Genomic DNA, 25770 nt, shown 5'->3' on the forward strand with positions numbered 1-25770 from the left:
TATAAAGCTTTACATGTCAGTGTAATGGTGTTATATTGGCACTTGTCTATATAGTCAATTTAATGTCTATTGTGACATATATGGGATGTTTTCAGGAGGAGTTTACAAGTGGTTGAACTTAATCAAATGTTGTCCTTTCTGGCCGTTGCCATTGCACTGACATTGATGCCAGGTCCAGATATATTGTTTGTTGCGGCACAGAGCATGAGCCGTTCTTGGCGCAGCGGGATTACGGTTGCACTTGGTTTATGTACTGGATTAATCGTGCATGTCGGATTGGCATCGGCAGGAGTATCTGCGGTCATTCTTTCTTCGCCTGCGGCGTTTTTCATTATTAAGCTCTTGGGGGCTGTATATTTACTATACCTAGCATGGAAAGTGTGGATGGGTATTCGGAAAATGAAAACGGATGGCGAAGTGGCTGCGACTGCGGAAGTATCATCGGTAGCAGAAGCACCTCCTGTTGGCAAAGGTGTTGCGTCATCTGCCAATGCGCATATAGGCGTTGGTCTGTATCGCCAAGGGATTGTTATGAGCATGCTGAATCCGAAGCTCTCCTTGTTCTTTCTAGCTTTGTTCCCACAGTTTGTTCGCCAAGAAAACGGTTATGTACCGCTTCAGATGCTTCAGCTTGGTTTATTGTTTATGGTACAAGCGTTCGTTATATTTGTAGTTGTTTCGGTGCTTGCTAGCAGCTTGGGTGGTCGACTATTGAACCAATCGGGCAGTTGGAAAATACGACTGGCAGTTATCGAGATGCTGATTTATATTTTGCTTAGCTTCAACTTATTTTTCTTATAAATGAGCTTTTAGCTAGCCGATTCTTAATCTACAAAACTGGGAATCGGATCGTATTCATATTTTAGGATTCGTTCTTTTAAAATTAAGAAGAGCCCGTTCAACCGAGATTCCAATCCCTCGTACTCTCGTAGCAGTTGCTACGAGATAAGAGTGAAGGAACAGGGAACGGGCTTTTTTTGTTACGCGATAGGATGCTATTACTTATATTGTGGATTAGCCAACACAGTCTTCGCGATATGAATCAAATCAACCTCTTCAACTGGACCGCGATCGCCTAATATGCTTCTCAAACTGTTCGACAAGTTGGTTTTGTCTTCTTTGTAGAAGAAAGCGACCTCACCAAGATGCTTCAGGCTGTATTCCGTACTAGGAAGTACTTGTATCGAGCGTTCACCGATGTTTTCTGGTGCAAGCGTAGTTTCTGTTTTGCCGTTATCAGCAATCCTAGCCTTAATGGCATCTACTTTACCAGAGCCAACACCTATTGCTTTAAATTTCAAATTAACAAGAACGCTGCTGCCATTAATGCCGTTGTAGCGGCCTTTGCTTGCTGTAATAAATCGTAATGTATCTGTATTTTCTTGATGAACAATCGTTAGCTTGCTGTCTGCCGTTGCGTTTACGAATTGGAAGCGGGACTTGTCATATTCGATGCTGAAATCTTCTGCATAAATATTGTTAACGTTGTCCAATCTGAGCTGAACATCAAACGTTTCGTTTAAATATACCGAATACGTTACCGAAGTTACAGAAAGCTTCGGTGTGGAAATGTTAGGGTTGTACGGCTTCAAGCTGCCTTGCTGGGGCACGTCAATAGCTGCTAATACAAAATTTTTCCCGTATGAAGAATTATGAATAAGCTCAACAGAATGCTCCCCTGATGACAATCCCGTTACTTCGTGAGCTAAACGTGGTGTGCTGGAATTCGTATAAGGGCCATCAAGGTCAATCACTTGCAAGTTCATCTTCCCGTAATGTTTTCCATCAATAATGACTGAGATATCATCAGCTAATGAGCTAAACATGTCCTTACTTATTACTCGGAAAGAAGTACCTACGATATTAAATTTTACAGAGGAACTTGGATAACTGTGATAGTGCATAGAATACTGAGGACTATAATTCCAGCTAAATGGACTGTAAGAAAGTTCAGGTGAAGTATTTGAATACCGCTTCCATCCCTGTTCGGGATTCCACATGTCAGTTCCTACTTTTGCTGCACCAAATGTTGGCATGATAGAAAATACTAAACTAAATACGAGTGCCAGTATAAAGCTAGGCATAAATTTTTTACGCATATGTACCTCCATAATATGTATATAGTTGTGCGCACTTGAGTCATTGTAATGAATTTAATTTAAAGATGCTAAACATAATTATGTATTTAAGCATTTTATGGAAGAAAAATATAAATATTTTTTAGGAGACCAACGCACACTTTAATAAGATCGTAATAGAATCCTGCCACGTGTGCTTTAAAGTGGATAGATGACGGACCAACATACTTTCTGTTTTCATCACCGATAAAATTGGCATGGATAGGAATGTCCAGCACGAATGAGCGTAAAGGGTGTCACAGAGGCTATTTAGTATATAGCTGTGTATTTTGAAATGTAACGGATGTCAATGAGCTAATTTCATAGCTGAGATGATTTCACTCGCGAATATGACTACATTAGGCGATCATTCAACCGTTATAACTCTAGAACGGGCATTTTCGCGCAAATAGCCTCAATGGCGTTCGTTAGAGGAAGTTTGTAGCGCAATGCAGCTAAAAGTAAAAGCGATTTGATGTGATTTCCGCATATTCTCGATTAGTTATTAGTTATTAGCAACTAGTCATAAGGCGAAAAATGCTTGTAATTAAAAAAGAACCCCTATTTTCATGATCGAAAATAGGGGTTCTCTGAGTTGAAATTACTATAAATTAGCCCACTTTAGCGAACTGTGCTCTGCTGCGCTGCCAGCCTGCAAGCATAAGAGAGCCAACAATAAGAACAACGCCTCCGAGCCAGTATGGATAGCTCATATTCACGTCGAACAGAATACCTGCAATAGATGGTCCAATAATATTGCCAAGACTCATAAATGCGTTATTCAATCCAGCTACGTAGCCTTGTTCATTTCCAGCCATCTTCGATAGCAGCGTATTAGCTGCCGGGCGGATAAGGGAAGTGGCGATAAAGAATAATAATGTTGTTGTGAAGATCACCGCGTATTGACCAACAAAAGTCATGCTAAACATACAAATCGCAGCAAGCATCAAGGAGCCATGGATTACGCGTTGTTCTCCGAATTTTTCAACGAGTTTCCCGAATACAACGGCTTGAATAATAACCCCTGCCAGTGCTCCGAATGTAAAGATAAGTGAGATATCTTGTGGTGTGAATCCATGCTTCACGTCAACAAATAGTCCGAATACTGTTTCGAAGTTCATAAGGCCAAATGTTAAAACGAACACGAGCAGTAACAGAACAAAGTAAGGCGCTTTGAATGAATTAATGATGAGACCAACTATATTCTCGCGCTTTTGTTTCGTTGCCAGAGCGGCTATTTTTGCTTCTTGTGTTAATGTCTCTGGCAATATCGCAATCGAAATAAGCGTAGATAATCCAGCTAATGCTGCAGCCGTATAGAACGGTACACGCATCCCGAAGTCAGCAAGATACCCACCAATACCGGGACCGATAACAATACCTAGCGACATCGCTGCCCCCAGCCATCCAAGACCTTTTGCACGTTGATCTTCTGTTGTTACGTCAGCGATAAATGCTGTCATTGGCGGTGACATCAGACCTACACCGGCTCCACCGAGTAGACGAGACAGATAAAGTACCCATAGATCCGTTGTTACTGCGAACAGAACTTGTGAAATCGTGAAAAATGCCATACCGATAACAATCATTTTTTTACGGCCATATTTATCTGACCAATCTCCGCCGAGTGGGGAGAAAATGAACTGAGTAAGTCCAAAAGCGGCCATAAGATAACCCATATCTTTGCCGGTAGCTCCGAATTCCGTAATAAACATTGGCATAAGCGGAATAATCATACCCATACCAACCATGGCGATGAACATATTGATCATCAAAATGAACAATGGGCCATTTGTTGTTTTCTTTTCGTTCACGTGTTGTTTCTCCTTATAATTTTAATTTTGAGCTTAGCTGGCATATATGAATATCCAACTGAGGGATGCTTCGCAAATTGTGCAGCATTCCTTTAATAAGGAAGCGGCGTGGTTGAATTTCAGTCAGTTCTTTTTCGATAAGAGTTAAAGATTGCTTGGCTTCGATCTTGAGATCTTCTTCCGCTTGGCAATCTGCAATAGTATCAGCCATACGTTTTGTAATTTGTAATGGATGTACTGCTTCTTCTGTGGGGCATGTAACTTGAAATTCTTCCAATAACAATTTTATCCCAAGTGGTTCAGGCTGCTCTTGCATAAGCTTTTCTGCCATATAGTCCAAATGTCGAATGAGATAGTGACTGATGTGAGAGATATCTAGTGTGCTTTTCTCGAATAATAAGTAGTTTGTGAAAATATGAATCATGCCACACAGGGTAAACGTGGTGTCAAAAGCATAGGGTTTAAAGTCAGGACCGTATATTTGGATGAGTCGCTTCTCTATCCAGCTCAGGAATTCGGATTGAAAACCTTTGAGGTAAGCGACGAGATCATCATTTATAACGTCAGAACTTTCTTTGAATTGGAAAATGAGAATTTCTCTATATTCAACACTGTAGTTCATGTGCAGCTCCAACTGATGAATAAAGCGTTCTTTTTCAGAAGGGAAACAATCTTGATCGGATTGCAAAAGCATGTTCAAATGAGACTGGCAGAATGTCTGAAATATGCTGTATAACAAATCTTCCTTTGATTTGAAATGAGAATACAAGCTTCCTTTCGCAATTTGACAAGTTTCTGCAATTTCTTGCATCGTCGTATTGCGGTAGCCTTTGTGAGCGAATAGTTTCATTGCAGTTTTGATAATGGTGCATTTCTTATCTGCCATTGCATCGACCACCACTTTGATTCATCCTCCAATCTGACTATAAAGTTCTCTAAATGACTATATGGTCGAGACTCATTGTATAGAATCTAATTCGTCTTGTCAAATGGTAGATCATTGGAGCTCAAGAGCGTGGAAATCGATTATTTTACATGAAAAAATAAAGTTCCAACGGGTCGGAAAATGCTCGATCCATCGGAACTTGAACGGCTCGTTATAATAGTGCGCAATGCTTCGTATCGTTGATGAATAAAGTTAATTAATAAGCTGCTGAATCGTTCCTTGAGGAGGAAATACATACTGAAAGGCGTAGACAAGCTTCTCGAAAGCACGCTTGCGAATTTGCCCATAAGCAACTGCGGTAATGGGAGGATCATACACAAAGCTGTACACCTTCATATCGGTTACCTTGGCAGCTTTCATATACCGTTCTCGGATGAGCAATTGCTCATCTGGCTCTAGTTCTGCAACGATCGTCTCAATTAATGTGCAAAATGCAAGGCACTCATTCGTCTTATCTATGTTATATACAGCTACAGCAGCTGTTGGGTCCCCAACGCGGTTGGTCGCACCGTGGGCTCTTGCTTCGTATTGAGCAGTAATTTTCGTTTCACGAACGGCAAATTTCATCACTTTGCACATTCTATATTTGCTAAATACGTTCTCCATCATCATTTTCTTATCCTTCGTTCCGAGCTTGTCCCATGCTTCAAGAGAGGGGATATCCCATTTCATCATCCGCGTAAAATCCTCCTTCAAATATCCGTTCTGATTATGGAACACCGTGGGCAGGTATAACTATTATAACACAAAAACAAGAACGCGTGTTCTTATTTTTGTGTTTTTGTTTATTTTTATAATCATTTTTCGGACTCCATTCGTAAGATGTTCGTTTTCAGAATCCTCTCCTAGTTAAGATAATTTGTTTATCGATAACTCATTAAGGAGTATTTATAGCTGATAGAAATGGTATCTCCTTCACTTCTGCTCAATGTTTGCTCCATATAGATGAAGCTTTCCATCCATGGATATCAAGCTTTTGAAGCTATTAAAAAATAATAAAAAACGATGAATAATGAATCAAAAACGAATAAAGAGAACATGTGTTTCCATATTTATACTTGTAGTGTGGACATTGTGAGTCGCAGGTAATTATTGCATTAACTCTAGAATTGAGACTTACAGTAATCCAATAAAGCCGTAGAAGGGAGGAGTACTAGACAATTTAAATTTAATTTAATAATAGTATTGAAAGTTATTGTATTGTTAAAAAACTCTAATTGGTGAAAGGATGTTGAACAAATGACAACAGCAAAGTATTCGAAAACAACTCATAATGGACGAGATGTACGTGTAATTGAAGCTGATTCTGAATCAATTTCCGTCGTAAAAATCGGCGGCAGTGTATTGAACTCAAACAACTATGGTGTAAATGGTACGTTTTTTAACTCATCAAATGATTTTTTGGGAATTGCTGTGAACAATGATACTGGCGTAGGTGGGAATGCGACATTCAATGCATATGGTCAGAAGCAGCGTGGAACGTTCTACTGTTATCGCGATTTACGTTCTGGAAACCGTGTACATGATGTAGCGAATGTGAAAAAAGTAGAGGATTTTCCGATCTCCCCAAATATGAAACTGTTTGCAATTGGTGGACTTAATCTATATGTCAACGAGAATATCACAGAGCAAGAATTTTACCGTCGTTTAGATGTTAATGAACAGGCATCAGGAATTAATAATGTAATTAATAAAAGTGGTAGTACTTATTCATCACCTGGACTACGAGCACGTACAGCTATTGGATATAGTTACACAATAAATAAAGTTGTGTTAGTTGTTTTTCAGAATGAGACTCCTTGGGGAATGCGTCAATTTATGAAAAATAAAGGATGCGCCATGGCAGTATATTTAGACGGAGGAGGCTCTTCGCAAATGCGATATAGTGGACAAACAACGGGGGCGTTTGATCCAGAGAATGATAATAGAACTGTATTTAAGATGATTCGAGTTAATCCACATCTTTTACAAACCACTTTTTTGTTTCTTTGTTCTGGGCTATAAAGAAGTTTCTAATACCTGATTCTACAACTTTCGATTCAAATCCAACATATGTCATATTTACGCTGACGTATCCTTGTGTTTTTTTCATATTACTGAATTCAAGTATTTCGAAATTCATTACCTTATAATTTGGGAGATTTACGTCTGGAGATTGGCGAATTTGTTTAAAGTTATTGTGATCGCGCTCATTCACGTATTTGGCATGTAAGTTGACGAGTTTAATCATCTCTAATTCCATACCTTCGTATTTGCTTTCATCGATAGGAGTATAGACAATGTCTTCAAGATTAACTTTAGGCTGTTCAGTTTCCTGGTTCTTTTCTTGTTCCGCAACAGTTTGTTGGTTTCCTCCTTCTGTCTTTTGATTCTGCACTGCTCCACAACCGCTAACAACTATTAAACTGGTAAGCAAAACGGTTAGTATCCACTTTTTCATATCATACCTCCTAATAATTCCTATTAAAAGTTCGTGATAAAGGATGACTAAGTCACGTTGCCTTCCCTTATTTTTTGAAGAGCATAAGCGTTAATTTTCAAGAGTTTGAGGATTAATGTAGCGTATAGATTTTATTCTGAAATAAGTTGTTCAACATGCCTATGCATTATGAGAAGTAACTTTATTTGTTCCGTATATCACATTATACCCCCAAATATAGGTAAAGTTGCTTTTCTGAAATGTGCTTAATGTCATTTAGCTTATTAACTCTAGAACGTAGCGCATGCAATAGAATAAGTAACTCTTCTGCTTTACTTTATGTATTCAAAATCACTTCAAAAAACAATCAAAAATGAATAAAAAACAATTTAAAAATCAATAAACCAAACATATGTTCGGTGTTTTAAACTATTAACGTGGACATCGTGAGTCGAAAGGGGACAGACGAGCTTTTCAAGAGCGATGGAAGCTCGTAGCAAGTCTAATCCTGTTATCGATATCTGCCTGTTCGATTTTCAACCAGAAGGAGGGATGAGCTTGATTGTGTATCGGGACATCGTTCAGAAGTTGCTGGAACCAATGGCACTGGCTTTGCAGCTGCCTCTGCTGGATGTTACCCAAGTGAAGCCGGACAGCCCAACGCCATGCATCGCTTATGAAGTACCGAAGCCTTATGAGGATATGACGCCGCATATGGATCGGACAAAGGTGACGGTAGAAAAGGTTGTTGAGATGGAATGGCAGTTGCTGCTTATTGGACAAGATCGTTTGGACCTGATGCAGCGCTGCAGAGAGTTGATGAGGTGGCTCTGGTCTGAAGGGGAGGAGCAAGCGAAGCTTGTGCCAACTACGATCGTCAAGATGATGCCCCCTGAATGGAAGAAGGAGCCGATTCCGAGTTTAACGCTGACGGTAAGACTCCGCATGAAAGACAGTTGGCAGCAAGCCAACTCTGAAAAAATTGAAAAAATCAACATTCAAATGAAGGAGTGACTGAAACATGACATTACAAGACGTGCAAATTACGATTGACCTGCAAAAGCCGACAGGACGCTTTTCCTTCGCAACACCTTTGATTCTCGGTAAAAAAGCTGGTGGTGCTGCTTATAAAGAATACGCGCATCTCGATGCTGTAAAAGCTGACTATGCAGACATAACACCAGAATATGCGATGGCAAAAGTGTTGTTCGATCAAGGTGAAAATGCGCCTACACAAGTCGCAATCGCAGCTCGCGATGAGTTAGAAGATGCGGTTGCTCGTTTGCGTACCCTTTTGGATAGTGGTTGGTACTACCTCCTGTCCACAGATAATGATGCTACAACTGTAGAAGCGTTGGCGAAGGAACTAGAGAAAGAAGACTATCGTCTCTTCGTAACACGCATTGCAGACAAGGCGAAGCTTCAAGCATTGAAGGCAGCGGGCTACACTCGTACCGTTGTGTTCTACCATACAGATGCTGCGGCTTATCCAGATGCGGCGCTAGTTGGCGCAGTAGGGTCTGCTGACGTTGGTTCTGTAACTTGGAAGTTCAAACAGTGCGAAGGTATTGCTCCATTGAAGATGACAAGCAATGAGTTGCTTGATATTCATCTTGGTGGTGCGATTACGTATGTGAACAAACAAGGCCAACCGCGTACATCTGAAGGTAAAACTGTATCCGGTGAGTACATCGACGTCATTATGGCGCGTGACTATGTGCGTGCTCGTATGGAAGAGCAAATTCAGAAGCTGTTGAATGAATCTGATAAGGTTCCTTATACAAACAGTGGGATTGCTCAAATTGAAAGCACAGTTGTCAACGTACTGTTCGAAGCGTTCGATATGGGAATTATCGCAGCAGATGAGAGTGGCGAAGCGCTCTTCGGTACGAAGTTCTTGCTTCGTGATGAAGTAGACCCATTGGATCGTGCAAGCCGTGAATACAAGGGCGGTTCGTTCTGGTTCGAGGTGGCAGGAGCGGTGCATCAAGTTCGCGTTAGCGGCGTAATCCGCTTCTAATGGATTTCACGGAGACGTACTGGCATACAGCCTGAACGCTGGTTAGTACGTCAAATAACATTCATTTTCAACATAAAGCTACAACTCTATTACTTACTAAAAGGAAAAAAGGATGGTGCTAATACATGTCTATTGGATTCTATGATGCGAAATCGGTAAACGTCATTATTAATGGTACTTATATTACAGGCTTTGGTGAAAATACGTTCGTTTCTTGTGAAAAAGACGAAGAGCAGGCTGTTGCGCATGTTGGTGCGCGCGGTGAGGTAGCTTTGGCTCATAAAAACAATCCGCTCGGTTCCGTGAAGCTGACTTTGATGTCTACTTCTCCGCAAATCGGCATGCTCACGCGTCTAGCTCGCGACAAAAAAGTGTTCACGATCTGGGTTGTATCTCACAATCAACCACGTGAGCGCATTGGCGGTACGAAAGCAGTTATTAAGAAATTGCCTGCGGCTGCATTTGCGGCAGAGTTGGAAGATCGCGAATTCGAAATTCAAGTGCTGGATTACACACATATCGTATCTTAATTATTTTTCACTAACGAGAGGAGCATGGAACGATGAGTAAACAAAAGACAATTACGGTTCAAGAAGAAGAGTATGTACTTCAGCATCCGGGCGCTCGCGCCCTGATGCGTCTTTATGACACAGCATTGAAGCCTGATGGAGGCTGGAAGCTGGAGTCCTCGATGGACTTTTTCCTGAATCATGTGATTGTATCTCCGCGTTTGTCTTGGGACGGCCTTGAGGACAAGGTTGATCTGATGACACCGCTGTGGTTGGAATGCGCACGCTTCCTGGGGCTGGTCGAAACACCCTTGGAATCCGCAGCATCCGACGTATAAACGAGCCATCTCCGATAATCCGCTCCGTCAACTGCTATGGCAAGTCGTCATCGGCAGTCGGGGCGGCATTTCCTATGAGCAGGCGAGCGGCATGACGATTGAGGAACTATGCGAAGCGGCCGCCGCGCTCGAATGGATGTTGGGGAAAGGAGGGGTATAAATGGATGTAAAATTGCAAAAACAAACGCAGCAAGAGCTTAGAATATTGAATAAAAAGATAGATGGACTTTCAAACGTAGGCAATAACTTAATAAGGTCGATTGAAGATCAGATTGATCAGTTAAAGGCTACAACAAAGCAAACATTAAATACTCTGGCTAAAGTAGCAGTAGATTTCTCACTCAGCCAGCGATCCAGTGTAGGGACTAATAATCAAATTATTCTTAGAGAAATTATTAGAGAAAAGGTAATTCATGTTCAAGTTCAGGGAAAGGGACCATCAAATCCCACGATAAAACCAGCTCCTAAAGAGTATAAGAAAATGGAGCCTAAAGTTGACACCAAACTTAGTATTACAAAACCCGATGCTAGTTGGAATATATTTTCCTTATTTCCCAATCATCAAATTTCTGCAACATACGATAATAAACTTAATCAAATCGTTAAAGATAATGAACAGTTTACTAAGCTGCGTCATTTAGCATTAAATGAGAGTGAAAGGCTCCCGCACTCTAAAAATTCAGTTACACAGTCTCAAATTCAGCTTGCTGAATATGGTAGATCTGCGGATGAGATTATGTCTATGTCCCCAGCTGCTAATAATCTATCTGTATCTCAAAATGTTGATTTGGGGCAGGCAACGACCATTAACCATGATTTACTGAAGGCTTTTAGTGCGAACGCTTTAGATGCTGCAAAGTTCAATGATATGTTGATAGTTGCGAAGAAAGAAATGGGAACCACACTTAATGAAACAGCAAATGAACTCATATCTATAGCAAAGCCAGCAAACGATGCGGGTGTGGCAGCGGAGGAAGCGGCTGCATCGATGATGCTCTTACATGCTCAAAATATTAAAGGTGAGCGAGCGAGTAGTGCATTCACTAACGTTATGTCGAGTTTGAAGCAACCAACGGATCAAATTAATGAGTTATTTAATAATAGTGGCGTTACTTTAAAGGATTCAAATAATAATCTCAACGACTTAACAACGGTACTACCGGTATTGAGAGAGCATATGAAGGGGCTTACGCTGAATGAAAAAGCTGCCTTTGTAAAAGAGAATATTAATTCAGAGGATCCTTGGGGAACGGTTCGGTTTATTGAACAGAGTAATAATCTTACAAGTCAATCGAGCAAAATCAGCGAAGCTCAAAAGAATAGTAGTACACATGCAGAGGCAACAGCAATATCTAAAGATACCGTAGGCTTAAATAGTATTGCGAATACTCAAAATGTAATGATGGATTCTTTACGTTCTACATTTCCTGATTTATATAGTGCAATCGCAGGAGTCTCTGCAGGGTTTGCTTCATTATCTGGAGTCACACAGTTTCTTATTGCAGCCATTACTGTTGCATTATTTAATCTGGATAAAATAAAAAAAGTGAAAAGTTTTGTTTCAAAAAAAGATACAAAGCCAAGCGAGCTAGCGCAAAGCTGCTGTTGCAAAAAAGATTCTGATTCAGGCTCAGCATCTACTACTCCTAAAAGAACGGAAACATACGGTAATAAGAAAAAAAATAGATTTACCTCATTTTTTGATTTTAAGAAAAAACAACCTTTGAAAGAAACAGGAAGTAGCTTTCCTCCGCGATCTAGTAAGGAAGCTAGACAATCGCGAGCAGAGCATAATAAGCAATTAAAACAACAAGCACCATCACCGTTGAGTGAAGCGACTAGTGATTCTAGTAAAGGACCTGTTGGGAAGCCGAAAGGGAAGGCAGGGGTTATTACAGGGTTGGTAACAGGTGGTGTAGCTGGTTATTCTTTATCTAATTTCTTTACAGGTTCTTCGGGGGAATCTTCTCCTGTATCAGAAGTTGTCAATGCAGCTTCCACGGCAGCACAGGTGGCTGATGCGGTGCAGACTGTCCAGAGTGTGACCACACAGACGACTCAAACAGCTGCCACACAGGCCGCGCAAACAGCCTCTACGGCATCTGCGCAGGCTAAAGCTGCGGCTGAGACTGCTTCAACGGCTAAAAAGGCAAGCTGGGGGAAACGTCTTCTTGACGGTGCTCGAACAGTTAGTAAAGCCACCCGTGTTTTACGCTTGAATCCGGTTGGATTTTTAGGCGGAATGGCGCTTGATGCAGGATTATGGGCTGCTGATAAATGGTTATTTGGTGAGGATAAAGAAAAGAAGGAGCCAGAACCACCTAAGCCACAGCCAAAACCACCGGAAACGATTCAAAAGACAGTTGAGGCAGCATCTTCGACGACAACGACTTCATTTAGACCAAATACAGTTGCTCCTACTTCTGTAGTTCCATCAGCGGTACCGGCAGCTCCAACTCCTGCACCGATCGGAGCGGGAAGTGGAACAATGGATATTAACACGAACAGCAATGTCGTTATGAATCTCAATGTTACTGGCTTGGTGGATCAGAAAATGATCGAGGAAATTAAGCGGATTGCAAGAGAGCAGTATGATGCTTCGTTCCGTTCCTTTGAACGACATATACTAGATAAAATGCCGAAACCGAAACCACCAGCACCGCCGATTCAAGGAAAGGGAGGGGCGATGTCTTATTAAACAGCAATGGAGTAAACTAGGCGGCGTATCCCTTTTCGTTACATCGGAGGAGCCGTCTTATTCGGTTCAAGTAAGTACTCATAATGTAGAAAAGGGCGGTACGATTACCGACCATATTCAACGAGAAGGCGTAACCTTGAATCTACAGGGTCTGCTCCTGGGTGAGCAGGCACCACAATCACGCTATCAGATCGTCAAGGCGATGGAGAAAGGTCAGCTGCTGCAGTATTTTGGTAGGACGATGTTGACCAACTGCATTATAACGGGATTTAGTACTTCCCATGACAACTCGATTAGCAATGGAATGAGTTTCTCTTTGACGTTGAAACAGATCCATGTGGCAACTAAGCAGCGCATCAAGAAAGGGAATAAGCCCTCTCCTACGCAAAAAAAAGGTGATGGGGGCAGTAAGCAAATCACTTATCAGCATTATCCTTTTAGCCATCTTGTACGGCGTGGGCAGACATGGGAAACGATTGCGGATAACTATGGTTTTAAGCCGCATCAATTGCGAGAGTGGAATAAGCCTTATGTCCAGCTTCAAGAATGGGACAAGAAGTACAAGCAAGTGGAGGAAGGCATGGTGCTCACGATAGGTCCTGCTGAGCCTAAGCCTGACACGAACAAGTATAAGGGACCACATCCATCATTCGTGGGTGTGCTTACGCATGAGGTGAAGCCCGGTGAAAACTGGGGCACGGTTGCGGCCATGTATGGGCTATCGCCTGTTGTACTTAAGTCTCGTAATAAACATTTGTCATCGAATCGAGCGTTGCAACCGGGGATGATTCTAGGCATCGCATAATGCGAATGCACAGTCATCCTTTTATGTACACACGCAAGAGAGGAGGTTCAATATGGCAATATTGACGATTGAAAAAGAGCGTGTTCCCTACTCTTTCGATATGGATATGGGTACGAGAACGTACACATTCGACGTGCGTTATAACAATAAACATGATTATTTTACTATGGATATTTCACAAGGAGGCACTCCTCTTGCATTGGGCGTTAAGCTCGTGTGGGGAGTGCCTTTGTTTGAAAGTATGGAAACAACTGACTTCCCATTGGAAAGTATCGTGCCGTATGGCAGCAATCCAGAGGAATTGGTGAGTTGGGAGACACTCGGCAACTCTGTATTCCTGAATGTGGGGGATGAACATGCAGTTATTGTATAAACGACAGTTGGAGGTCGTTATTGGCGGGAAAGGGTTTAAAAGTGAAGATTTGACGATCCGAGTAAGAGCAGAATTCGATGATGATGCTGAGCCAAACGAATCGACGATTGAAATTTACAATTTAACGAAGCAGACGATTTCGAGTTTTCGCAATGAGATGCCTGTCGTTGTGCGTGCGGGTTATGGCAACGATATAGGTACGATTTTGCAGGGGACAATTGTAGAAATTCGAACAACTCGTGAGCAGACCGATCGGCTTACAACGCTACAAGTGAAAGATGTTGTAAAACGTAAGAAACAACCAGTTAAGCAGACATATCGCCCTGGAACGAGGGCTAGTGTGATTTTGCAGGATCTAATGGATAAAGATCAGATTCTTCGTGGTCAAATGGTACTTAGTGAGGATTATACGTTTGCCAAAGGATTTGTCGCTAATGGCGATGTAATGGAGTCGATACGTCGAGTTGCTGCAGCTTGTGGATCAACAACTTACTCCAGTCAGGGAAAATTGCATTTCAAGGCATCTGGCAAGAAGAAAGCAGAAGCACCAATTCTTATTGCACCAGATACAGGCTTGATTGGCAGTCCCGAGCGCTTTGAAGATGGAGATAAAAAGAAAGGGATCAAAATTACCTCCCTACTAAATCACCGTCTTCGTGCAGGTGTAAAAGTGAAACTGGAAAGTGAAGATTACAAGGGCATTTATGAAGTGAAACAGGGCATGCATCAAGCTTCGAATGACCAGTTCGTGACGGAGGTTGATTTGGTGACATGAGTGAAAACGAGAGGAGGGGAAGCATATGGGGGCTAATCGAACAGTTGGCGCTTTGGAAGCTTGGCTCGATCATCGTTTGGGCGGCATGTCGCCTGCCCAGCTCGGATCGATTGTACAAATGAATGGTTCGACGGCTGATGTGGAATTGGAAGATGAAGAAGGGCTTATTCGATATGAGCTGCCGCTTGTGGAGGTTCCTGGATTGGTCTACGAAGCAGGTCAACGAGTGCTGGTAGTCTTTACGGATTCCAATCGCGGCGGTGGAGTAATAGCAGGGAAGGTGAGCGGCGGATGAGGACTTGGCTGCTGCAAGATGGCGACATTGTACTGGAACAGGGCAATGTGAAATGGGTGGAGGGGCGAGAAGAGCTGGCACAAGCGGTTCGTGTGCGATTAGGTACAAGACTTGGCGAATCGTTCTTCACGCCAGAGATGGGGCTTGATCATGAGCAAATGATTGGGCAGCCATTCAATGAGGATCAATTAAGAGAGCTTGTACTAGAGGCGTTGGCTGATGAATATCGCATTGCATCTGTCGATGAAATCGATATTCAGTTTGATCGGGCGAGCCGCACAGCCGATGTGCATGTCGTCATGACAAGCGTAGAAGGGGAGGAGGTCGAGATCGATGTTAACAGCAGCGGGTTTGAAGCGTAAAACGTACAACGATATTTATGAAGAAATGGTGGGTGAGCTGACTACTCGGCTTGGTGAGGATGTCAACACTTCGGAAACGTCACCGCTCGGGATGATGATGCAAATATTCGCTTGGCATTTATCTGTGGTATGGGAAGATGTTGAGCAGGTGTACCATGAATCCTACATTCAATATGCGACGGGTGTGCAGTTGGATGCGCTAGCAGTGTTCTACGGATTACAGCGCAAGCTTGAGACACCAGCGACAGGTATTGTTTCTTTTAAAGGAACACCAACTTACACGATTCCAGCGGGATTCAGTGTGGGGACCAAGTCAGAAGTGTGGTTTACAACAACAGCTCCATGTACGCTCGATGCTCAAGGCAAAGGGATGGTGCCTGTTGTTTCAGTGGGGCTAGGATCCTCAGGTAATGTGCCATCAGCTTCGATTACGGAGATGCTTAATCCTGTGAAGGAAGTCACTTCGGTGACGAATGAAGCGGGTGCAGCAGATGGCCGTGAGCGGGAAAATGATATCGAATTCCGTGATCGTTTGCGAGCAGCTCGCGATGGAAGTCATGCCGCAACAATCGATGCAATCGTATCTGCGTTATTGCAGCTTCCAGATGTACGTTCTGCATCTGTACGTGTCAATGATACGATGCAGACGGATGCAGAAGGTATTCCAGCGAAGTCGATTCGTGCTTATGTGTATGGAGGTCAATCCGAACAGATTGCGAAGACGATTTTTGAAAAGAAGGCAGCGGGAATTGGTACTAATGGCGAGGAACTTGTCAAAGTGAAAGACGTCAGCGGTGGTGAACATTCGATTCGTTTCAGCCGGATGCAGATGCTGGATGTTCATGTTGAGGTGAATGTCTCTGTTAACGCGCAGTTCGCTGCTCAAGGGGCAGATGATATCCGCACAGCGATTGCACAATATGTTGGTGGTGTTGGCGCAGATCAGCAGGATTATTCTGGGCTACCGCAAGGCTCTCGCATCGTATCCAGCCGTTTGTTATCAGTCGTGCAGCAGGTCACTGGGGTTGAAGAGGTTGCAGAGTTGAAGGTCAAGCTAGGCACAGAACCATTCAGCTCTGGTAATGTTAATATTCCGCTCTATCACGTAGCGCGGGTGGCACCGGAACGCATTAAGGTGGCGGTGACTCATGTTTAAGCTGCCTGACGTTATGTCGCTGCTGCCAGATGTCATTACGAAGAAAGGAAGCCAATTTGGCGCATTAGTCGAGGTATGGCTGAAGCAAATGAATGATCTCGCGGAGACACTGCGAGTTATGTCGGAGTGGAAGGCGATTGATAAGGCGGAAGGATCGACTCTGGATGATATTGGCGGTAATGTTGGTCAGCCGCGTGGACAAGCGACGGATGAAGTGTATCGGATGCTGCTGCGTTCTAAGCTTGCGCGTATGAATGCGAGTGGCAGCTTGGATTCGGTTATTCAAGTGCTCGCGCTGGCGCTGCAGGCTGAGCCGAATGAATTTCGCTTGACTGAGCAGCACAGTGATCCTGTTCAACCGGAGCCTGCTGCTTTACATGTATCCTCAGTTCCATACGAAAAGTTAAATAGTGCTGGCTTAAGTCCTGCGCAATTTGTAGCTCTTGTAGAACGGCTTGTCGCGGCTGGAGTTAGAGTTAGTAGAGTGGAGTTAACAGGGACATTTGCACTGGCTTCTATAGCTGATCGATTAGAAGTCAGTGAAGATGGATTTGCAGATGAAGCTATGAGACATGGCGGTACATTAGGTGACCTCTACGTGCCAGGTAATGACTATGAGTTACCAATTTAAAAGAATGGGTGCTAAAAGGCACTCATTCTTTTTATTTATATTAACAGTTTAGATAGAGTACCAAGAAGATTCCATGTAAAGCATGACTTAAAAAGAGATTCTTACATTTTTCAATGAAATAATATCAAGAGGTGAGTATAAATGGCTTATGAAAACAAGCTTCCTGAATGGAAAGCAAAAGGAATCAAGCCTCCGCAGAGTAAGTTGGATGAAGGCTGGAAAGTGCAAGACAAACCACCTGCCGCTTGGTTAAACTGGCAGATGAATTCAACATATGAAGCGCTTCATGAATTGCAGCAGAAGTCAGCGGAAAAGACAGAAGTGGCAGCAGCAGAGGATCGAGCTAAGGTACATGCAGATCAAAAAATACAATCAGAGCTTGCGAAGCTCCCTTCAATAAAGGAAGAATTAAACTCACATATTAACAGTGCAACGGCGCACTCAGCATCATCCATATCTATGAACGATCCTGACTTTCCAAATCAAACAACGGTATTAGGGGCACTGAAAAATTTAAAGTCACTTGCCAATAGCATAAAGTCGAAGGTCGCCGCTGCTATTGGTGCACCTGCTGGAGGGACTGACACAGGCGATCAATTGGCACAAAAGATCAATGATGCAAAAGCGTTGGGAGCTAAAAATCTTAACGATAAAAGTGTAGCAGCTAATGCCAATGAGTCAGTACAATCTTTATTTAGTAAGGTTGGAAATATCGTTGAAGCAAGAGGGAACGTACCAAACCACTTAGTGCTGAGTGGATGGTGGTTTTCACGAGATCGAGAGCATAACCAGCTGGGAACAATGCCGAATCGGTCAGCAGAAGATCATCATATGTCATCTACTTCCCACACTGTCTGGCATGGGGATAGAGTTTTTTTAAAACCTCCCCACGGGTTTTACGATGGAGAAAGTTGGGTAACTGCTCCAGTACCGCACCTTCGTCCAGAAAATATTCGTTCAGGTACGGATGTTTTAGGTGTTGTAGGTACGATGCCCACAGGAGCTCGAAAAGCACATCATAAACTTACATTACCTAGGACAGAATGGGAGACATACGAACTCATTGAAATACCTGTAATAGATATCGGCTTTGATGCCCAAGTTATAGTTCCAATAACTGGAGTTTTTTCTGGTTATTATAAAACGCTTATTCTATGGAGCGGGAGAACAAATTCTTGGGTTGAATACGGAGGAAACACTTTTAATATGTCTGTATCATACCGTAGGAGTAAAGGCGTCGTTGAAATAGATTTCAGGACATTAGTGTCAGGAAGATATAGATTTACTGTCAATACTCCGACACTTGATTTTTATTTTATCGAGTAAGCGCCATGCACATTGCATGAGCGCTATTTTTATGCCCTCGTAGAGATTGGATTGAAGCGAGCAAGAGTAGGGGATTGTAACTGTCGAGCCTCACTCCTGCCGTGCCTTCCGAGCTTTTTCCGAGGGCAATTCACTTAAAGGGGGGGCAGTAAGCCTATGAATGACTATACTAAATTATTGGCCGACCTTGTCGGCATCAAGACATCAGAGCAAGTTGCAGCAACTGCGACCTTCGGGGTGTTCGGAACATTCACTGCCTTTATGTTCGGAGGCTGGCCGACATTGATGCAGGTGCTGCTCATGATGATTATCATCGATTATGTTACGGGAATTATCGCAGCAGGAGTAACAGGAACCTTACGCAGTCGAGTTGGGCTGGTTGGGATTTCCCGCAAAATTTTCATTTTCCTTATTATCGCCATTGCTCACCAGGTGGACCTTGTACTGGGGGACCAGCACATGCTGCGTGACGCATCGATATTTTTCTATATGGCAAATGAATTACTATCCATTATTGAAAATGCAGGACGGATGGGGGTTCCGATTCCATCTACTATTAAAAAAGCGATTGAAATATTGCACGAAAAAGGCGGAGATGACGATGACGTACAGCGTTAAACAGCGGCTGCTGCCACAAGAGGCACCAAATAAGCCAAAGCGAGCGATGAAGCCGCTCTATATTACGATACATAACACAGATAACACGGATCGAGGCGCGACTGCTGATGCACATGCCCGATACTTGCTGAATGGTAGCGGCGGAGCGAAAAAAAGCTGGCATTACACGGTGGATGACCATGATATTATTCAGCACTTGGAAGATACTGAACAAGGTTGGCATGCAGGCGATGGTAAAGGCTTGGGCAACACGATGTCCATCGGGATTGAAATATGCATGTATGAGAATATGAACGAAATGCTGGCTTGGAGACAGGCATCTTGGCTGGTTGCTCAATTAATGAAGAAACACAATATTCCGCTTAGTCGTATCGTACCGCATCGCCACTGGAGTGGGAAGGGGTGTCCATCCCGACTGCTACCGCATTGGCAGACGTTTACCCGCATGATAGAGCGTGTATTAGCAGATATAAAAGGAACCAATCCAACAGGAGCAGGGGACAAGCCGTCCCAGTCGAGTCAGGTCCCTGTAAATGTGAACCTGCCGGAAGGGAAGACATCTGCTTTGGAAGGACATTTATTAAATGGACACGTGTATGTTCCATTGCGCGATATTGCAGAAGCGCTGCAGCTCAAATTGCTGTGGGACAACACGAATAAGCGGGCGACCTTATCTAAATAAATGCCGTCCCGCGGCTAATCTCTTCTTATAACTGTGACGTAGGAATCGCGCTAACGGTTGCTGTAGAGCCTAATGAGCGTATATGGGTGTATTTTGAATGATAAAGTGCGTCACAGAGCTTATTCTTCAAATAAAGCTAGTTCATAGACCACGAATGCCAAAATAAGCTCGCCCACAACCGTTACTTTTCTATGCAAGGCAATTCCGCGAAAATAACCTCCATGGCGCCCGTTAGAGGAAGCAGACGCATAAGATCTCCTTCCCGCGCTGAAGCAGAGCAGCCTGTGATCACATCCGAAAACCATTTGTACATAATCGGTTGATTAACAAGTGTGTATTGAAACATTCACATTCTCTCTTTCAGCCCCGCATGTATTTCCTTCCTAATCTCTACATTTATATGGCGATGTTGCTCGCTTTCTTGTAATATGGGTAAAATGAACGCATAACCACCAGCAAGCAGATAGGAGCATCAGAAAAAATGACCGTCAATGGACAAGTGAACGGGCAACAGCGTCAGCATATCCGTGCAGGACTAGACGTCGATATCGTTCTGAAACAAGATCAGCGTACAGGCAAGACGACGCGCGGAATCGTCAAGGATATATTAACGAACTCTCCGTTCCACCCTCACGGCATTAAAGTGAGATTGCACAGCGGTCAGGTGGGACGGGTGAAGCATATACATGTTTCTCCTTAAGACAGCGGCCATGCCTAAAAATGAACCGACAACATAAGGGAGATGAACGACCTGAAAGGTTTCGAAGCTTATAACTTAGACCCAGCAATATTGCAATATTTGAAGCAAAACGGAATTGATACACCTACACCTGTACAACAGCAGGCTATTCCAGCCATGATGAAAGGCCAAGATGTCATGGCGGAAGCGGAAACAGGAACAGGTAAGACGTTGGCATTTCTATTGCCGATTGTACAAAAGGCGAAGCCTGATCAAGCACGCGTACAAGCACTAATTGTTGCGCCTACACGCGAGCTGGCACTTCAAATTACGGACGAAGCACGCAAATTGGCGGCTACTCGCGGAATTTCCGTATTAGCGGTTTATGGCGGACAAGACGTAATGAAACAAATTCACAAGCTAAGCGGTCGCTCACCACAATTGATCGTTGCGACTCCTGGGCGTCTAAACGATCATATTCGTCGCGGGACGATTGATTTGTCTAAGATCGACACGCTTGTGCTCGACGAAGCCGATCAAATGCTTCATATGGGCTTCTTGCCTGAAGTAGAAGAAATTATGGAGCAATTGCCATACAAGCGTCAAACACTCATGTTGTCTGCGACGATGGCAGATTCCGTAAGACGTTTGGGCAATCGCTACTTGAAAGATCCGGTTAACGTGCGCATTGAATCACGCAAAGTAATGGTCGATCATATTAAGCAAATCATCATTGAGACGACGGATCGTGCCAAGCAGGATGCTTTATTCCAGCAGCTTGATGAGCAGAACCCGTTCCAAGCAGTTATCTTCTGTCGTACGAAGCGCCGTGCGAATGCTTTGAATGAAGCATTGTTAGAGGCTGGCTACAATTCGGACGAGCTTCATGGCGACTTGTCCCAGTTGAAGCGTGAGCAGGTTATGAAACGCTTCCGTGACACGAAGCTTCAATTGCTCGTTGCAACAGATGTTGCGGCACGCGGCTTGGATGTGGAAGGCGTCACGCACGTATTCAACTTTGATATTCCGCAAGACGCGGAAAGCTACGTTCACCGTATTGGTCGTACAGGCCGTGCAGGTGCAAAAGGTGTCGCAATCACTTTCGTTGCTGATAAAGATCGTCCGTACTTGCTTCAGATTCAGAAAGTACCAGGTTTCCGCATCGATAATGCACCAGGGGCTGGAAAGTCCAAGGGCGGGAAATCGGATCGTTATCAGGAATCTGCTTCCTCTGGCAAACGCATAGCAAGACGCGGCCAAGGCAGAAATGAATTCGGCGCAGATCGCAGATCTTCTGCTCGTGGCGCAGACGCAGGAAGCAAGCGCAGCGGTCGCGGAGCAGGAACTGCCGGACGTGCGGAGCGCCCTGGTAAAGGAACGGAGTCTGCAAGCAGAGAAGAGCGCTTTGGACGTGGCGGAGCTCCAGCGCGTGGTGAGAAGCGCAATAGTGCTCGCGGTGAAGCATCCTTTGGAGAAAAACGCAATAGCCGTGGTGGACAAGCGGATAGCGGGTTTGGTAATCGTGGGCGCGGTGGTAAGCCAGCTAATGCGGACAACCGTACATCCGGCAGAAGCAGTGACTCCAGTAGTCGTCGCGGCGGCGGACGTGCATCTGGCGGTACAGGATCATCTCGTCAAGGCCAAGGTGGTAAGCAGCGTTCTGGCGGAGCTGGTCGTTCCGGTGGCAGAGGCAAACGTTAAGTTTAGTCTTGAAGTACACAATGAAATTAACCGTTTTAGCAACGCAATATAATAACGCTATATAATATTCGGAAGTAACTCTACACGATAAGGGCAATTTCCCATTCTACTTGGGTAGTGTTAAGAGCTTCGAATGATTTAGCTTCCATATTACAGCGCTATCGTTATGGGGAATGAGCCCGTGGACGATGGCGCTTTTTTTTTGCGCAGAAGCGAGCTGGAAATCTGTCGGCGCTAAAGAGAACATACAGTAATGTAAACATCATTGCGTGTTCGCTTATGAACTCCTCTTCGACCGAGCATACTATAGAATCGATGCATCTTTTTAAGGTTAAGGAGCTAGGTACATCTCCACATAAGTTGTATCGCAGCAACTTTTTCACGTTCAACCAACTTTACAGAACAGATGCAACACCTTTTTATAAGGGAAACAGAACGGTTACAGGTCAACACTGTTTCTCTAGACCCACAGCAATTGTATTTGCTACCATGAAATACGAAAGAGCAATACTAGCATGGTTAACGGATGAAGTACCAACTTATTATCATACTGATATCATTTGCTCTAATGATGATTAGCTGGGAGGAAGTTGCATTGAAAGAATATGCAGATATGAAAAAAGGTGAACGAGGGGCATGGGTTAGCATCATCGTCTATATTGTGCTGTCCATGACGAAGCTTGGCTTTGGCTTCGCCTATCATTCTGCTGCACTGCAGGCAGACGGCTGGAACAACTTGACGGATATCGTTGCGTCTGTAGCTGTGCTTATAGGGCTGCGAATTTCGCAGAAGCCGCCCGATCGCGATCACCCGTACGGACATTTTCGTGCAGAGACAATATCAGCATTAGTTGCTTCATTTATTATGGCAACCGTAGGGATACAAGTTATTGTATCGACCGTTCAATCACTCTGGTCTTCAGATACGCATGTTCCAGATGTTTTGACAGGTTGGGTTGCTCTATTTTGTGCGGCCGTTATGCTGGTGGTTTACCTTTATAACAGCAGGCTTGCCAAACGCATTCAAAATAAAGCTCTAATGGCAGCTGCTCATGACAACCGCTCCGATGCGTTTGTAAGTATCGGTGCAGCAATTGGTATTTTCGGAGCTCAATGGGGGTTCCCGTGGTTAGATCCGCTGGCAGCTTTGACCGTCGGCTTAGTAATTCTGAAGACAGCATGGGATATTTTTTATGATGCGAGCCATGCGTTGACGGATGGCTTCGATGAAAAGAAATTGGAGACACTGCGCAAGACAATCGCGTGCACGAATGGTGTTCGCGCGATTCGGGATGTAAAGGCACGCCTCCATGGCAATCGTGTACTCGTCGATGTCATTGTACTCGTTGATCCGAAGTTAACGTTAATTGAGAGCCATCGCATCTGCGATGAAGTAGAGCACCGAATGATGCATTCTCATAATATTACGGAAGTACAAGTGCATGTGGAACCCCTATTAAAAGGAGAGTCTTCATAGTAGGGATTGTTATTGTTAGTAAGGACTACGTGTATTTACGTGCTGAATGAATATGAGAGGTAAGCTACGCTTTTAATTTTTATCAATATCTCATGTGAAAATAAACATCTTTGCGGTCGAGTCCAAAATGATGCGGAGATTGCCTAGGCGGCATTGGTTGCACCGGTATTTGTTGCCTAAATGTACGCTACGCTTGATTTTGGACTTTTCTTTTATTTTTTCACCCTCCATATAGATTAGTTAGCATATCCAATTGCTTGCACGATAACTGTTCTGTTCTGCTCAGCAACGTACATAGAAAAAGGCAAAGTTATCGTGAAGACAACTTTGCCTACTCATTTCGTTTACATCATGAGATTGATTAACCATTACCGCGCTAACGGTTGCCACATCGGCTATTCAGCTTATATTTGCTTATTTTGAAATGTAAAGGGTGTCAGTGAGCTTATTAGCCAGATGGAGCGAATCCAAACGCCACCATAGCTAAAATAAGCTCTCCCACAACCGTTAAAATTTTAATATGGACGATTTCGTGAAAATAGCGTCAATAGTGACCGTTAGAGGAAGCACCATACTTTGAACGGTTGGAAATCCGTTCGCTCAACATACCATATCCCACCTTCCATATTTCCAATCCCACGTTCTAAGTGAACGTGAACGTACTGAATGAACGTTTTAGATGATCTTGAAGATAGTCCTTCTAATTCCTTCTTACATGCCTCTTATACGGCCTCAGCTTCGCTCCCCTGGATGTTATCAAACTTCGCTCGCTTCATTTTTATTAATACAAGCAGCAGTACAAATGACATAATAGCAAACAACGCACAAGTCACATATACACTTCGATATCCGAATCCATCCGCTATAAAGCCAAATAGAACAAAACCAAGCATATTTCCGACCTTATTAGAGTTGGAGTACAAATTGGTCGCTGTACCAGGCATATGCGGCAAAAAGTCTTGAAAATACGTAATGGCTACTCCACTCGTAATAGAAATGTAGGCAGCGCTCAATATTTGTACGATAAAAATATGCCAAGTTTCTGCTGCAAATGAGAGAAGGATAAAGTAAATGCAGGCGATAAATACGCCTAGCCGAATTAATTTATCACTTATTATTTTGGTAGCTAAATAGCCAAAGCCAAGCATAAATGGAATTTCAAATACAGGCGGAATGCTAAAAATGATGCCGATATCTTTTTCTGTACCGCCTAGTTCTTTGGTGACGAATTGAGCCATATTCATCGTGCTAAGCGTATTTGCCACAGAAATGAAAGTGAATGCAATCAGGTTAAGAAAAATAAACGGTTGAAATACGATCTTAGTGAGCGGAATATTGGCTTGAGATGTTGTGGCCGTTTGGTTTTCTTGCTTGCTCTTTAAAAATAAGAGTGAAATGATTGCAACGATAACGTTACAAGTTGCCGCTACCACAAACAATCCTGTAAATCCTAAATAGAGCAGAACAAACGCTGCAATGGCAGGTCCCAGCGTCCAAGATAGAGCAAAAATCGTACGTAGTATGTTCATATAGAGTGGAATTTGAGTAGAAGGCACGGTTGATCTTCCTAAAATTTCACGTCCAATGGCAAACACCTGTGAAAATGTCGAAGAAGCGATGCCAAGGAACAGTGAAGAGACAAAGAGCAGCACATAAAAGTTTCTTGAAAAGGCGAATCCCAAATAACCGACTGCTCCAGCAATTGCACACATGGCTAATATGAAGCCGCGATTGGGTAGGCGATCAGATAGCTTGGCGATATAGGTACTAAACACAATACCGCAAATCGATGAGACGAGCATAAATATACCAAAGGTCTTATTGCTCATACCCACTTCATCAATAGCAAATAGTGAGTTATACGGCAATACAAAAGCAAAAGAAATTCCGAGAAACACATTGATGACCATAGTAATAGGAAACTGCTGAATGGCAAAGGTCGTTTTCGTATGCTGCTTAATAGCGTGCAAAAATGAATTCATTTTACCCCTATCCTCTCTTATTTTTCTCTACATAATCCAACTTACTC

At 43.4% G+C, this 25770-nt stretch carries 27 protein-coding genes; 20 read left to right on the top strand and 7 right to left on the bottom strand.

Translation table 11 applies throughout. The annotated features are described in order from the left end of the window. The first annotated feature begins 108 nt into the window (after window positions 1-108). Window positions 109-801, top strand: a complete 693-nt coding sequence (locus FPZ44_RS00975; RefSeq protein WP_261378160.1) for a LysE family translocator — start codon at window positions 109-111, stop codon at window positions 799-801. 197 nt (window positions 802-998) lie between these two features. On the opposite strand, the gene FPZ44_RS00980 is transcribed toward FPZ44_RS00975, so the two are convergent. From FPZ44_RS00980 to FPZ44_RS00995, 4 genes are all read right to left on the bottom strand, one after another. Further along, window positions 999-2099, bottom strand: a complete 1101-nt coding sequence (locus tag FPZ44_RS00980) for a cohesin domain-containing protein (protein WP_186785866.1) — start codon at window positions 2097-2099, stop codon at window positions 999-1001. A 629-nt stretch (window positions 2100-2728) separates the two neighbouring features. Further along, window positions 2729-3931, bottom strand: a complete 1203-nt coding sequence (locus FPZ44_RS00985; protein WP_144986563.1) for an MFS transporter — start codon at window positions 3929-3931, stop codon at window positions 2729-2731. Window positions 3932-3944: 13 nt separating this feature from the next. Next, window positions 3945-4817 (bottom strand): TetR/AcrR family transcriptional regulator, encoded by an 873-nt coding sequence (locus FPZ44_RS00990; RefSeq protein WP_186785867.1) that lies wholly within the window; start codon window positions 4815-4817, stop codon window positions 3945-3947. 252 nt (window positions 4818-5069) lie between these two features. Next, window positions 5070-5552 carry an ArpU family transcriptional regulator gene (locus FPZ44_RS00995; protein WP_144986567.1) on the bottom strand — a complete coding sequence of 161 codons (483 nt, stop codon included), beginning with the start codon at window positions 5550-5552 and terminating at the stop codon, window positions 5070-5072. 564 nt (window positions 5553-6116) lie between these two features. Between FPZ44_RS00995 and FPZ44_RS01000 the strand changes: the two genes are divergently transcribed. Further along, entirely contained in the window at window positions 6117-6881 is a 765-nt protein-coding gene (locus tag FPZ44_RS01000) for a phosphodiester glycosidase family protein (protein ID WP_144986569.1), read from the top strand. Here the strand turns inward: FPZ44_RS01000 and FPZ44_RS01005 are convergent. After that, window positions 6829-7317 (bottom strand): hypothetical protein, encoded by a 489-nt coding sequence (locus FPZ44_RS01005; protein WP_144986571.1) that lies wholly within the window; start codon window positions 7315-7317, stop codon window positions 6829-6831. The genes FPZ44_RS01000 and FPZ44_RS01005 overlap by 53 nt on opposite strands. A gap of 543 nt (window positions 7318-7860) precedes the next feature. Between FPZ44_RS01005 and FPZ44_RS01010 the strand changes: the two genes are divergently transcribed. The 15 genes from FPZ44_RS01010 (at window position 7861) to FPZ44_RS01080 (ending at window position 19884) form a co-directional block, all read left to right on the top strand. Next, complete coding sequence (locus FPZ44_RS01010) at window positions 7861-8310, top strand: phage neck terminator protein (protein ID WP_418789158.1); 450 nt, start codon at window positions 7861-7863, stop codon at window positions 8308-8310. A gap of 7 nt (window positions 8311-8317) precedes the next feature. Continuing rightward, window positions 8318-9316, top strand: a complete 999-nt coding sequence (locus tag FPZ44_RS01015) for a DUF3383 family protein (RefSeq protein WP_144986576.1) — start codon at window positions 8318-8320, stop codon at window positions 9314-9316. Between the two features lie 125 nt (window positions 9317-9441). Beyond that, window positions 9442-9846: a phage structural protein gene (locus FPZ44_RS01020; protein WP_144986578.1), complete on the top strand. Its 405-nt coding sequence runs from the start codon at window positions 9442-9444 to the stop codon at window positions 9844-9846. A 32-nt stretch (window positions 9847-9878) separates the two neighbouring features. After that, window positions 9879-10163, top strand: coding sequence for a hypothetical protein (locus FPZ44_RS01025; protein WP_144986580.1), 285 nt, complete (start codon window positions 9879-9881; stop codon window positions 10161-10163). A gap of 160 nt (window positions 10164-10323) precedes the next feature. Further along, window positions 10324-12861: a phage tail tape measure protein gene (locus FPZ44_RS01030; protein ID WP_144986582.1), complete on the top strand. Its 2538-nt coding sequence runs from the start codon at window positions 10324-10326 to the stop codon at window positions 12859-12861. Next, window positions 12857-13666, top strand: a complete 810-nt coding sequence (locus FPZ44_RS01035; protein WP_144986584.1) for a LysM peptidoglycan-binding domain-containing protein — start codon at window positions 12857-12859, stop codon at window positions 13664-13666. Before FPZ44_RS01030 ends, FPZ44_RS01035 begins: the two co-directional genes overlap by 5 nt. A 52-nt stretch (window positions 13667-13718) precedes the next feature. Further along, window positions 13719-14039: a phage baseplate plug family protein gene (locus tag FPZ44_RS01040; protein WP_028593341.1), complete on the top strand. Its 321-nt coding sequence runs from the start codon at window positions 13719-13721 to the stop codon at window positions 14037-14039. Further along, window positions 14023-14814 (top strand): phage protein, encoded by a 792-nt coding sequence (locus tag FPZ44_RS01045; protein WP_144986586.1) that lies wholly within the window; start codon window positions 14023-14025, stop codon window positions 14812-14814. The genes FPZ44_RS01040 and FPZ44_RS01045 overlap by 17 nt, the downstream gene beginning before the upstream one ends. Window positions 14815-14839: 25 nt before the next feature. Then, on the top strand, window positions 14840-15109 hold the full coding sequence (locus tag FPZ44_RS01050; RefSeq protein ID WP_144986588.1) for a hypothetical protein: 270 nt from the start codon (window positions 14840-14842) through the stop codon (window positions 15107-15109). Beyond that, window positions 15106-15471 (top strand): DUF2634 domain-containing protein, encoded by a 366-nt coding sequence (locus tag FPZ44_RS01055; protein ID WP_144986590.1) that lies wholly within the window; start codon window positions 15106-15108, stop codon window positions 15469-15471. Before FPZ44_RS01050 ends, FPZ44_RS01055 begins: the two co-directional genes overlap by 4 nt. Continuing rightward, window positions 15443-16627 (top strand): baseplate J/gp47 family protein, encoded by a 1185-nt coding sequence (locus FPZ44_RS01060; RefSeq protein ID WP_144986592.1) that lies wholly within the window; start codon window positions 15443-15445, stop codon window positions 16625-16627. The genes FPZ44_RS01055 and FPZ44_RS01060 overlap by 29 nt, the downstream gene beginning before the upstream one ends. Continuing rightward, the gene (locus tag FPZ44_RS01065; protein ID WP_144986594.1) at window positions 16620-17258 is read left to right on the top strand and encodes a DUF2612 domain-containing protein; all 639 of its coding nucleotides are present in this window, start codon (window positions 16620-16622) and stop codon (window positions 17256-17258) included. The genes FPZ44_RS01060 and FPZ44_RS01065 overlap by 8 nt, the downstream gene beginning before the upstream one ends. Before the next feature lie 141 nt (window positions 17259-17399). Then, window positions 17400-18584, top strand: coding sequence for a hypothetical protein (locus tag FPZ44_RS01070; protein ID WP_144986596.1), 1185 nt, complete (start codon window positions 17400-17402; stop codon window positions 18582-18584). A 156-nt stretch (window positions 18585-18740) separates the two neighbouring features. Continuing rightward, window positions 18741-19202: a phage holin family protein gene (locus FPZ44_RS01075; RefSeq protein ID WP_144986598.1), complete on the top strand. Its 462-nt coding sequence runs from the start codon at window positions 18741-18743 to the stop codon at window positions 19200-19202. Continuing rightward, window positions 19186-19884, top strand: coding sequence for an N-acetylmuramoyl-L-alanine amidase (locus FPZ44_RS01080; protein ID WP_144986600.1), 699 nt, complete (start codon window positions 19186-19188; stop codon window positions 19882-19884). Before FPZ44_RS01075 ends, FPZ44_RS01080 begins: the two co-directional genes overlap by 17 nt. A 181-nt stretch (window positions 19885-20065) precedes the next feature. Here FPZ44_RS01080 and FPZ44_RS26285 read toward each other — a convergent pair whose 3' ends face one another. After that, window positions 20066-20230, bottom strand: coding sequence for a hypothetical protein (locus FPZ44_RS26285; RefSeq protein ID WP_186785868.1), 165 nt, complete (start codon window positions 20228-20230; stop codon window positions 20066-20068). Between the two features lie 153 nt (window positions 20231-20383). Here FPZ44_RS26285 and FPZ44_RS01085 point away from each other — a divergent pair, with 153 nt between their 5' ends. From FPZ44_RS01085 to FPZ44_RS01095, 3 genes are all read left to right on the top strand, one after another. Further along, window positions 20384-20584, top strand: a complete 201-nt coding sequence (locus FPZ44_RS01085; protein WP_144991618.1) for a YwbE family protein — start codon at window positions 20384-20386, stop codon at window positions 20582-20584. A 42-nt stretch (window positions 20585-20626) separates the two neighbouring features. Continuing rightward, window positions 20627-22264 carry a DEAD/DEAH box helicase gene (locus tag FPZ44_RS01090; protein WP_144986602.1) on the top strand — a complete coding sequence of 546 codons (1638 nt, stop codon included), beginning with the start codon at window positions 20627-20629 and terminating at the stop codon, window positions 22262-22264. Window positions 22265-22877: 613 nt separating this feature from the next. Next, window positions 22878-23741: a cation diffusion facilitator family transporter gene (locus FPZ44_RS01095; protein WP_418789159.1), complete on the top strand. Its 864-nt coding sequence runs from the start codon at window positions 22878-22880 to the stop codon at window positions 23739-23741. A 722-nt stretch (window positions 23742-24463) separates the two neighbouring features. Here FPZ44_RS01095 and FPZ44_RS01100 read toward each other — a convergent pair. Continuing rightward, on the bottom strand, window positions 24464-25723 hold the full coding sequence (locus tag FPZ44_RS01100) for a sugar efflux transporter (RefSeq protein ID WP_144986606.1): 1260 nt from the start codon (window positions 25721-25723) through the stop codon (window positions 24464-24466). Window positions 25724-25770: the final 47 nt, after the last annotated feature.

It is taken from the genome of Paenibacillus agilis (genome assembly GCF_007786455.1).
GTDB classification, from domain to species: Bacteria; Bacillota; Bacilli; order Paenibacillales; family Paenibacillaceae; genus Paenibacillus_B; species Paenibacillus_B agilis.

Excerpts from the sequence above, each read along its gene's own strand:
- FPZ44_RS01015 (WP_144986576.1), top strand. The coding sequence starts at position 8,318 with ATGACATTACAAGACGTGCAAATTACGATTGACCTGCAAAAGCCGACA.
- FPZ44_RS00980 (WP_186785866.1), bottom strand. The coding sequence starts at position 2,099 with ATGCGTAAAAAATTTATGCCTAGCTTTATACTGGCACTCGTATTTAGT.
- FPZ44_RS01000 (WP_144986569.1), top strand. The coding sequence starts at position 6,117 with ATGACAACAGCAAAGTATTCGAAAACAACTCATAATGGACGAGATGTA.
- FPZ44_RS01020 (WP_144986578.1), top strand. The coding sequence starts at position 9,442 with ATGTCTATTGGATTCTATGATGCGAAATCGGTAAACGTCATTATTAAT.
- FPZ44_RS01070 (WP_144986596.1), top strand. The coding sequence starts at position 17,400 with ATGGCTTATGAAAACAAGCTTCCTGAATGGAAAGCAAAAGGAATCAAG.
- FPZ44_RS01055 (WP_144986590.1), top strand. The coding sequence starts at position 15,106 with ATGAGGACTTGGCTGCTGCAAGATGGCGACATTGTACTGGAACAGGGC.
- FPZ44_RS00995 (WP_144986567.1), bottom strand. The coding sequence starts at position 5,552 with ATGATGAAATGGGATATCCCCTCTCTTGAAGCATGGGACAAGCTCGGA.
- FPZ44_RS01040 (WP_028593341.1), top strand. The coding sequence starts at position 13,719 with ATGGCAATATTGACGATTGAAAAAGAGCGTGTTCCCTACTCTTTCGAT.
- FPZ44_RS01030 (WP_144986582.1), top strand. The coding sequence starts at position 10,324 with ATGGATGTAAAATTGCAAAAACAAACGCAGCAAGAGCTTAGAATATTG.
- FPZ44_RS01080 (WP_144986600.1), top strand. The coding sequence starts at position 19,186 with ATGACGTACAGCGTTAAACAGCGGCTGCTGCCACAAGAGGCACCAAAT.
- FPZ44_RS01060 (WP_144986592.1), top strand. The coding sequence starts at position 15,443 with ATGTTAACAGCAGCGGGTTTGAAGCGTAAAACGTACAACGATATTTAT.
- FPZ44_RS26285 (WP_186785868.1), bottom strand. The coding sequence starts at position 20,230 with ATGTTTCAATACACACTTGTTAATCAACCGATTATGTACAAATGGTTT.
- FPZ44_RS01045 (WP_144986586.1), top strand. The coding sequence starts at position 14,023 with ATGCAGTTATTGTATAAACGACAGTTGGAGGTCGTTATTGGCGGGAAA.
- FPZ44_RS01100 (WP_144986606.1), bottom strand. The coding sequence starts at position 25,723 with ATGAATTCATTTTTGCACGCTATTAAGCAGCATACGAAAACGACCTTT.
- FPZ44_RS00990 (WP_186785867.1), bottom strand. The coding sequence starts at position 4,817 with ATGGCAGATAAGAAATGCACCATTATCAAAACTGCAATGAAACTATTC.
- FPZ44_RS01065 (WP_144986594.1), top strand. The coding sequence starts at position 16,620 with ATGTTTAAGCTGCCTGACGTTATGTCGCTGCTGCCAGATGTCATTACG.
- FPZ44_RS01050 (WP_144986588.1), top strand. The coding sequence starts at position 14,840 with ATGGGGGCTAATCGAACAGTTGGCGCTTTGGAAGCTTGGCTCGATCAT.
- FPZ44_RS01005 (WP_144986571.1), bottom strand. The coding sequence starts at position 7,317 with ATGAAAAAGTGGATACTAACCGTTTTGCTTACCAGTTTAATAGTTGTT.
- FPZ44_RS01090 (WP_144986602.1), top strand. The coding sequence starts at position 20,627 with ATGAACGACCTGAAAGGTTTCGAAGCTTATAACTTAGACCCAGCAATA.
- FPZ44_RS01025 (WP_144986580.1), top strand. The coding sequence starts at position 9,879 with ATGAGTAAACAAAAGACAATTACGGTTCAAGAAGAAGAGTATGTACTT.
- FPZ44_RS01075 (WP_144986598.1), top strand. The coding sequence starts at position 18,741 with ATGAATGACTATACTAAATTATTGGCCGACCTTGTCGGCATCAAGACA.
- FPZ44_RS01095 (WP_418789159.1), top strand. The coding sequence starts at position 22,878 with ATGAAAAAAGGTGAACGAGGGGCATGGGTTAGCATCATCGTCTATATT.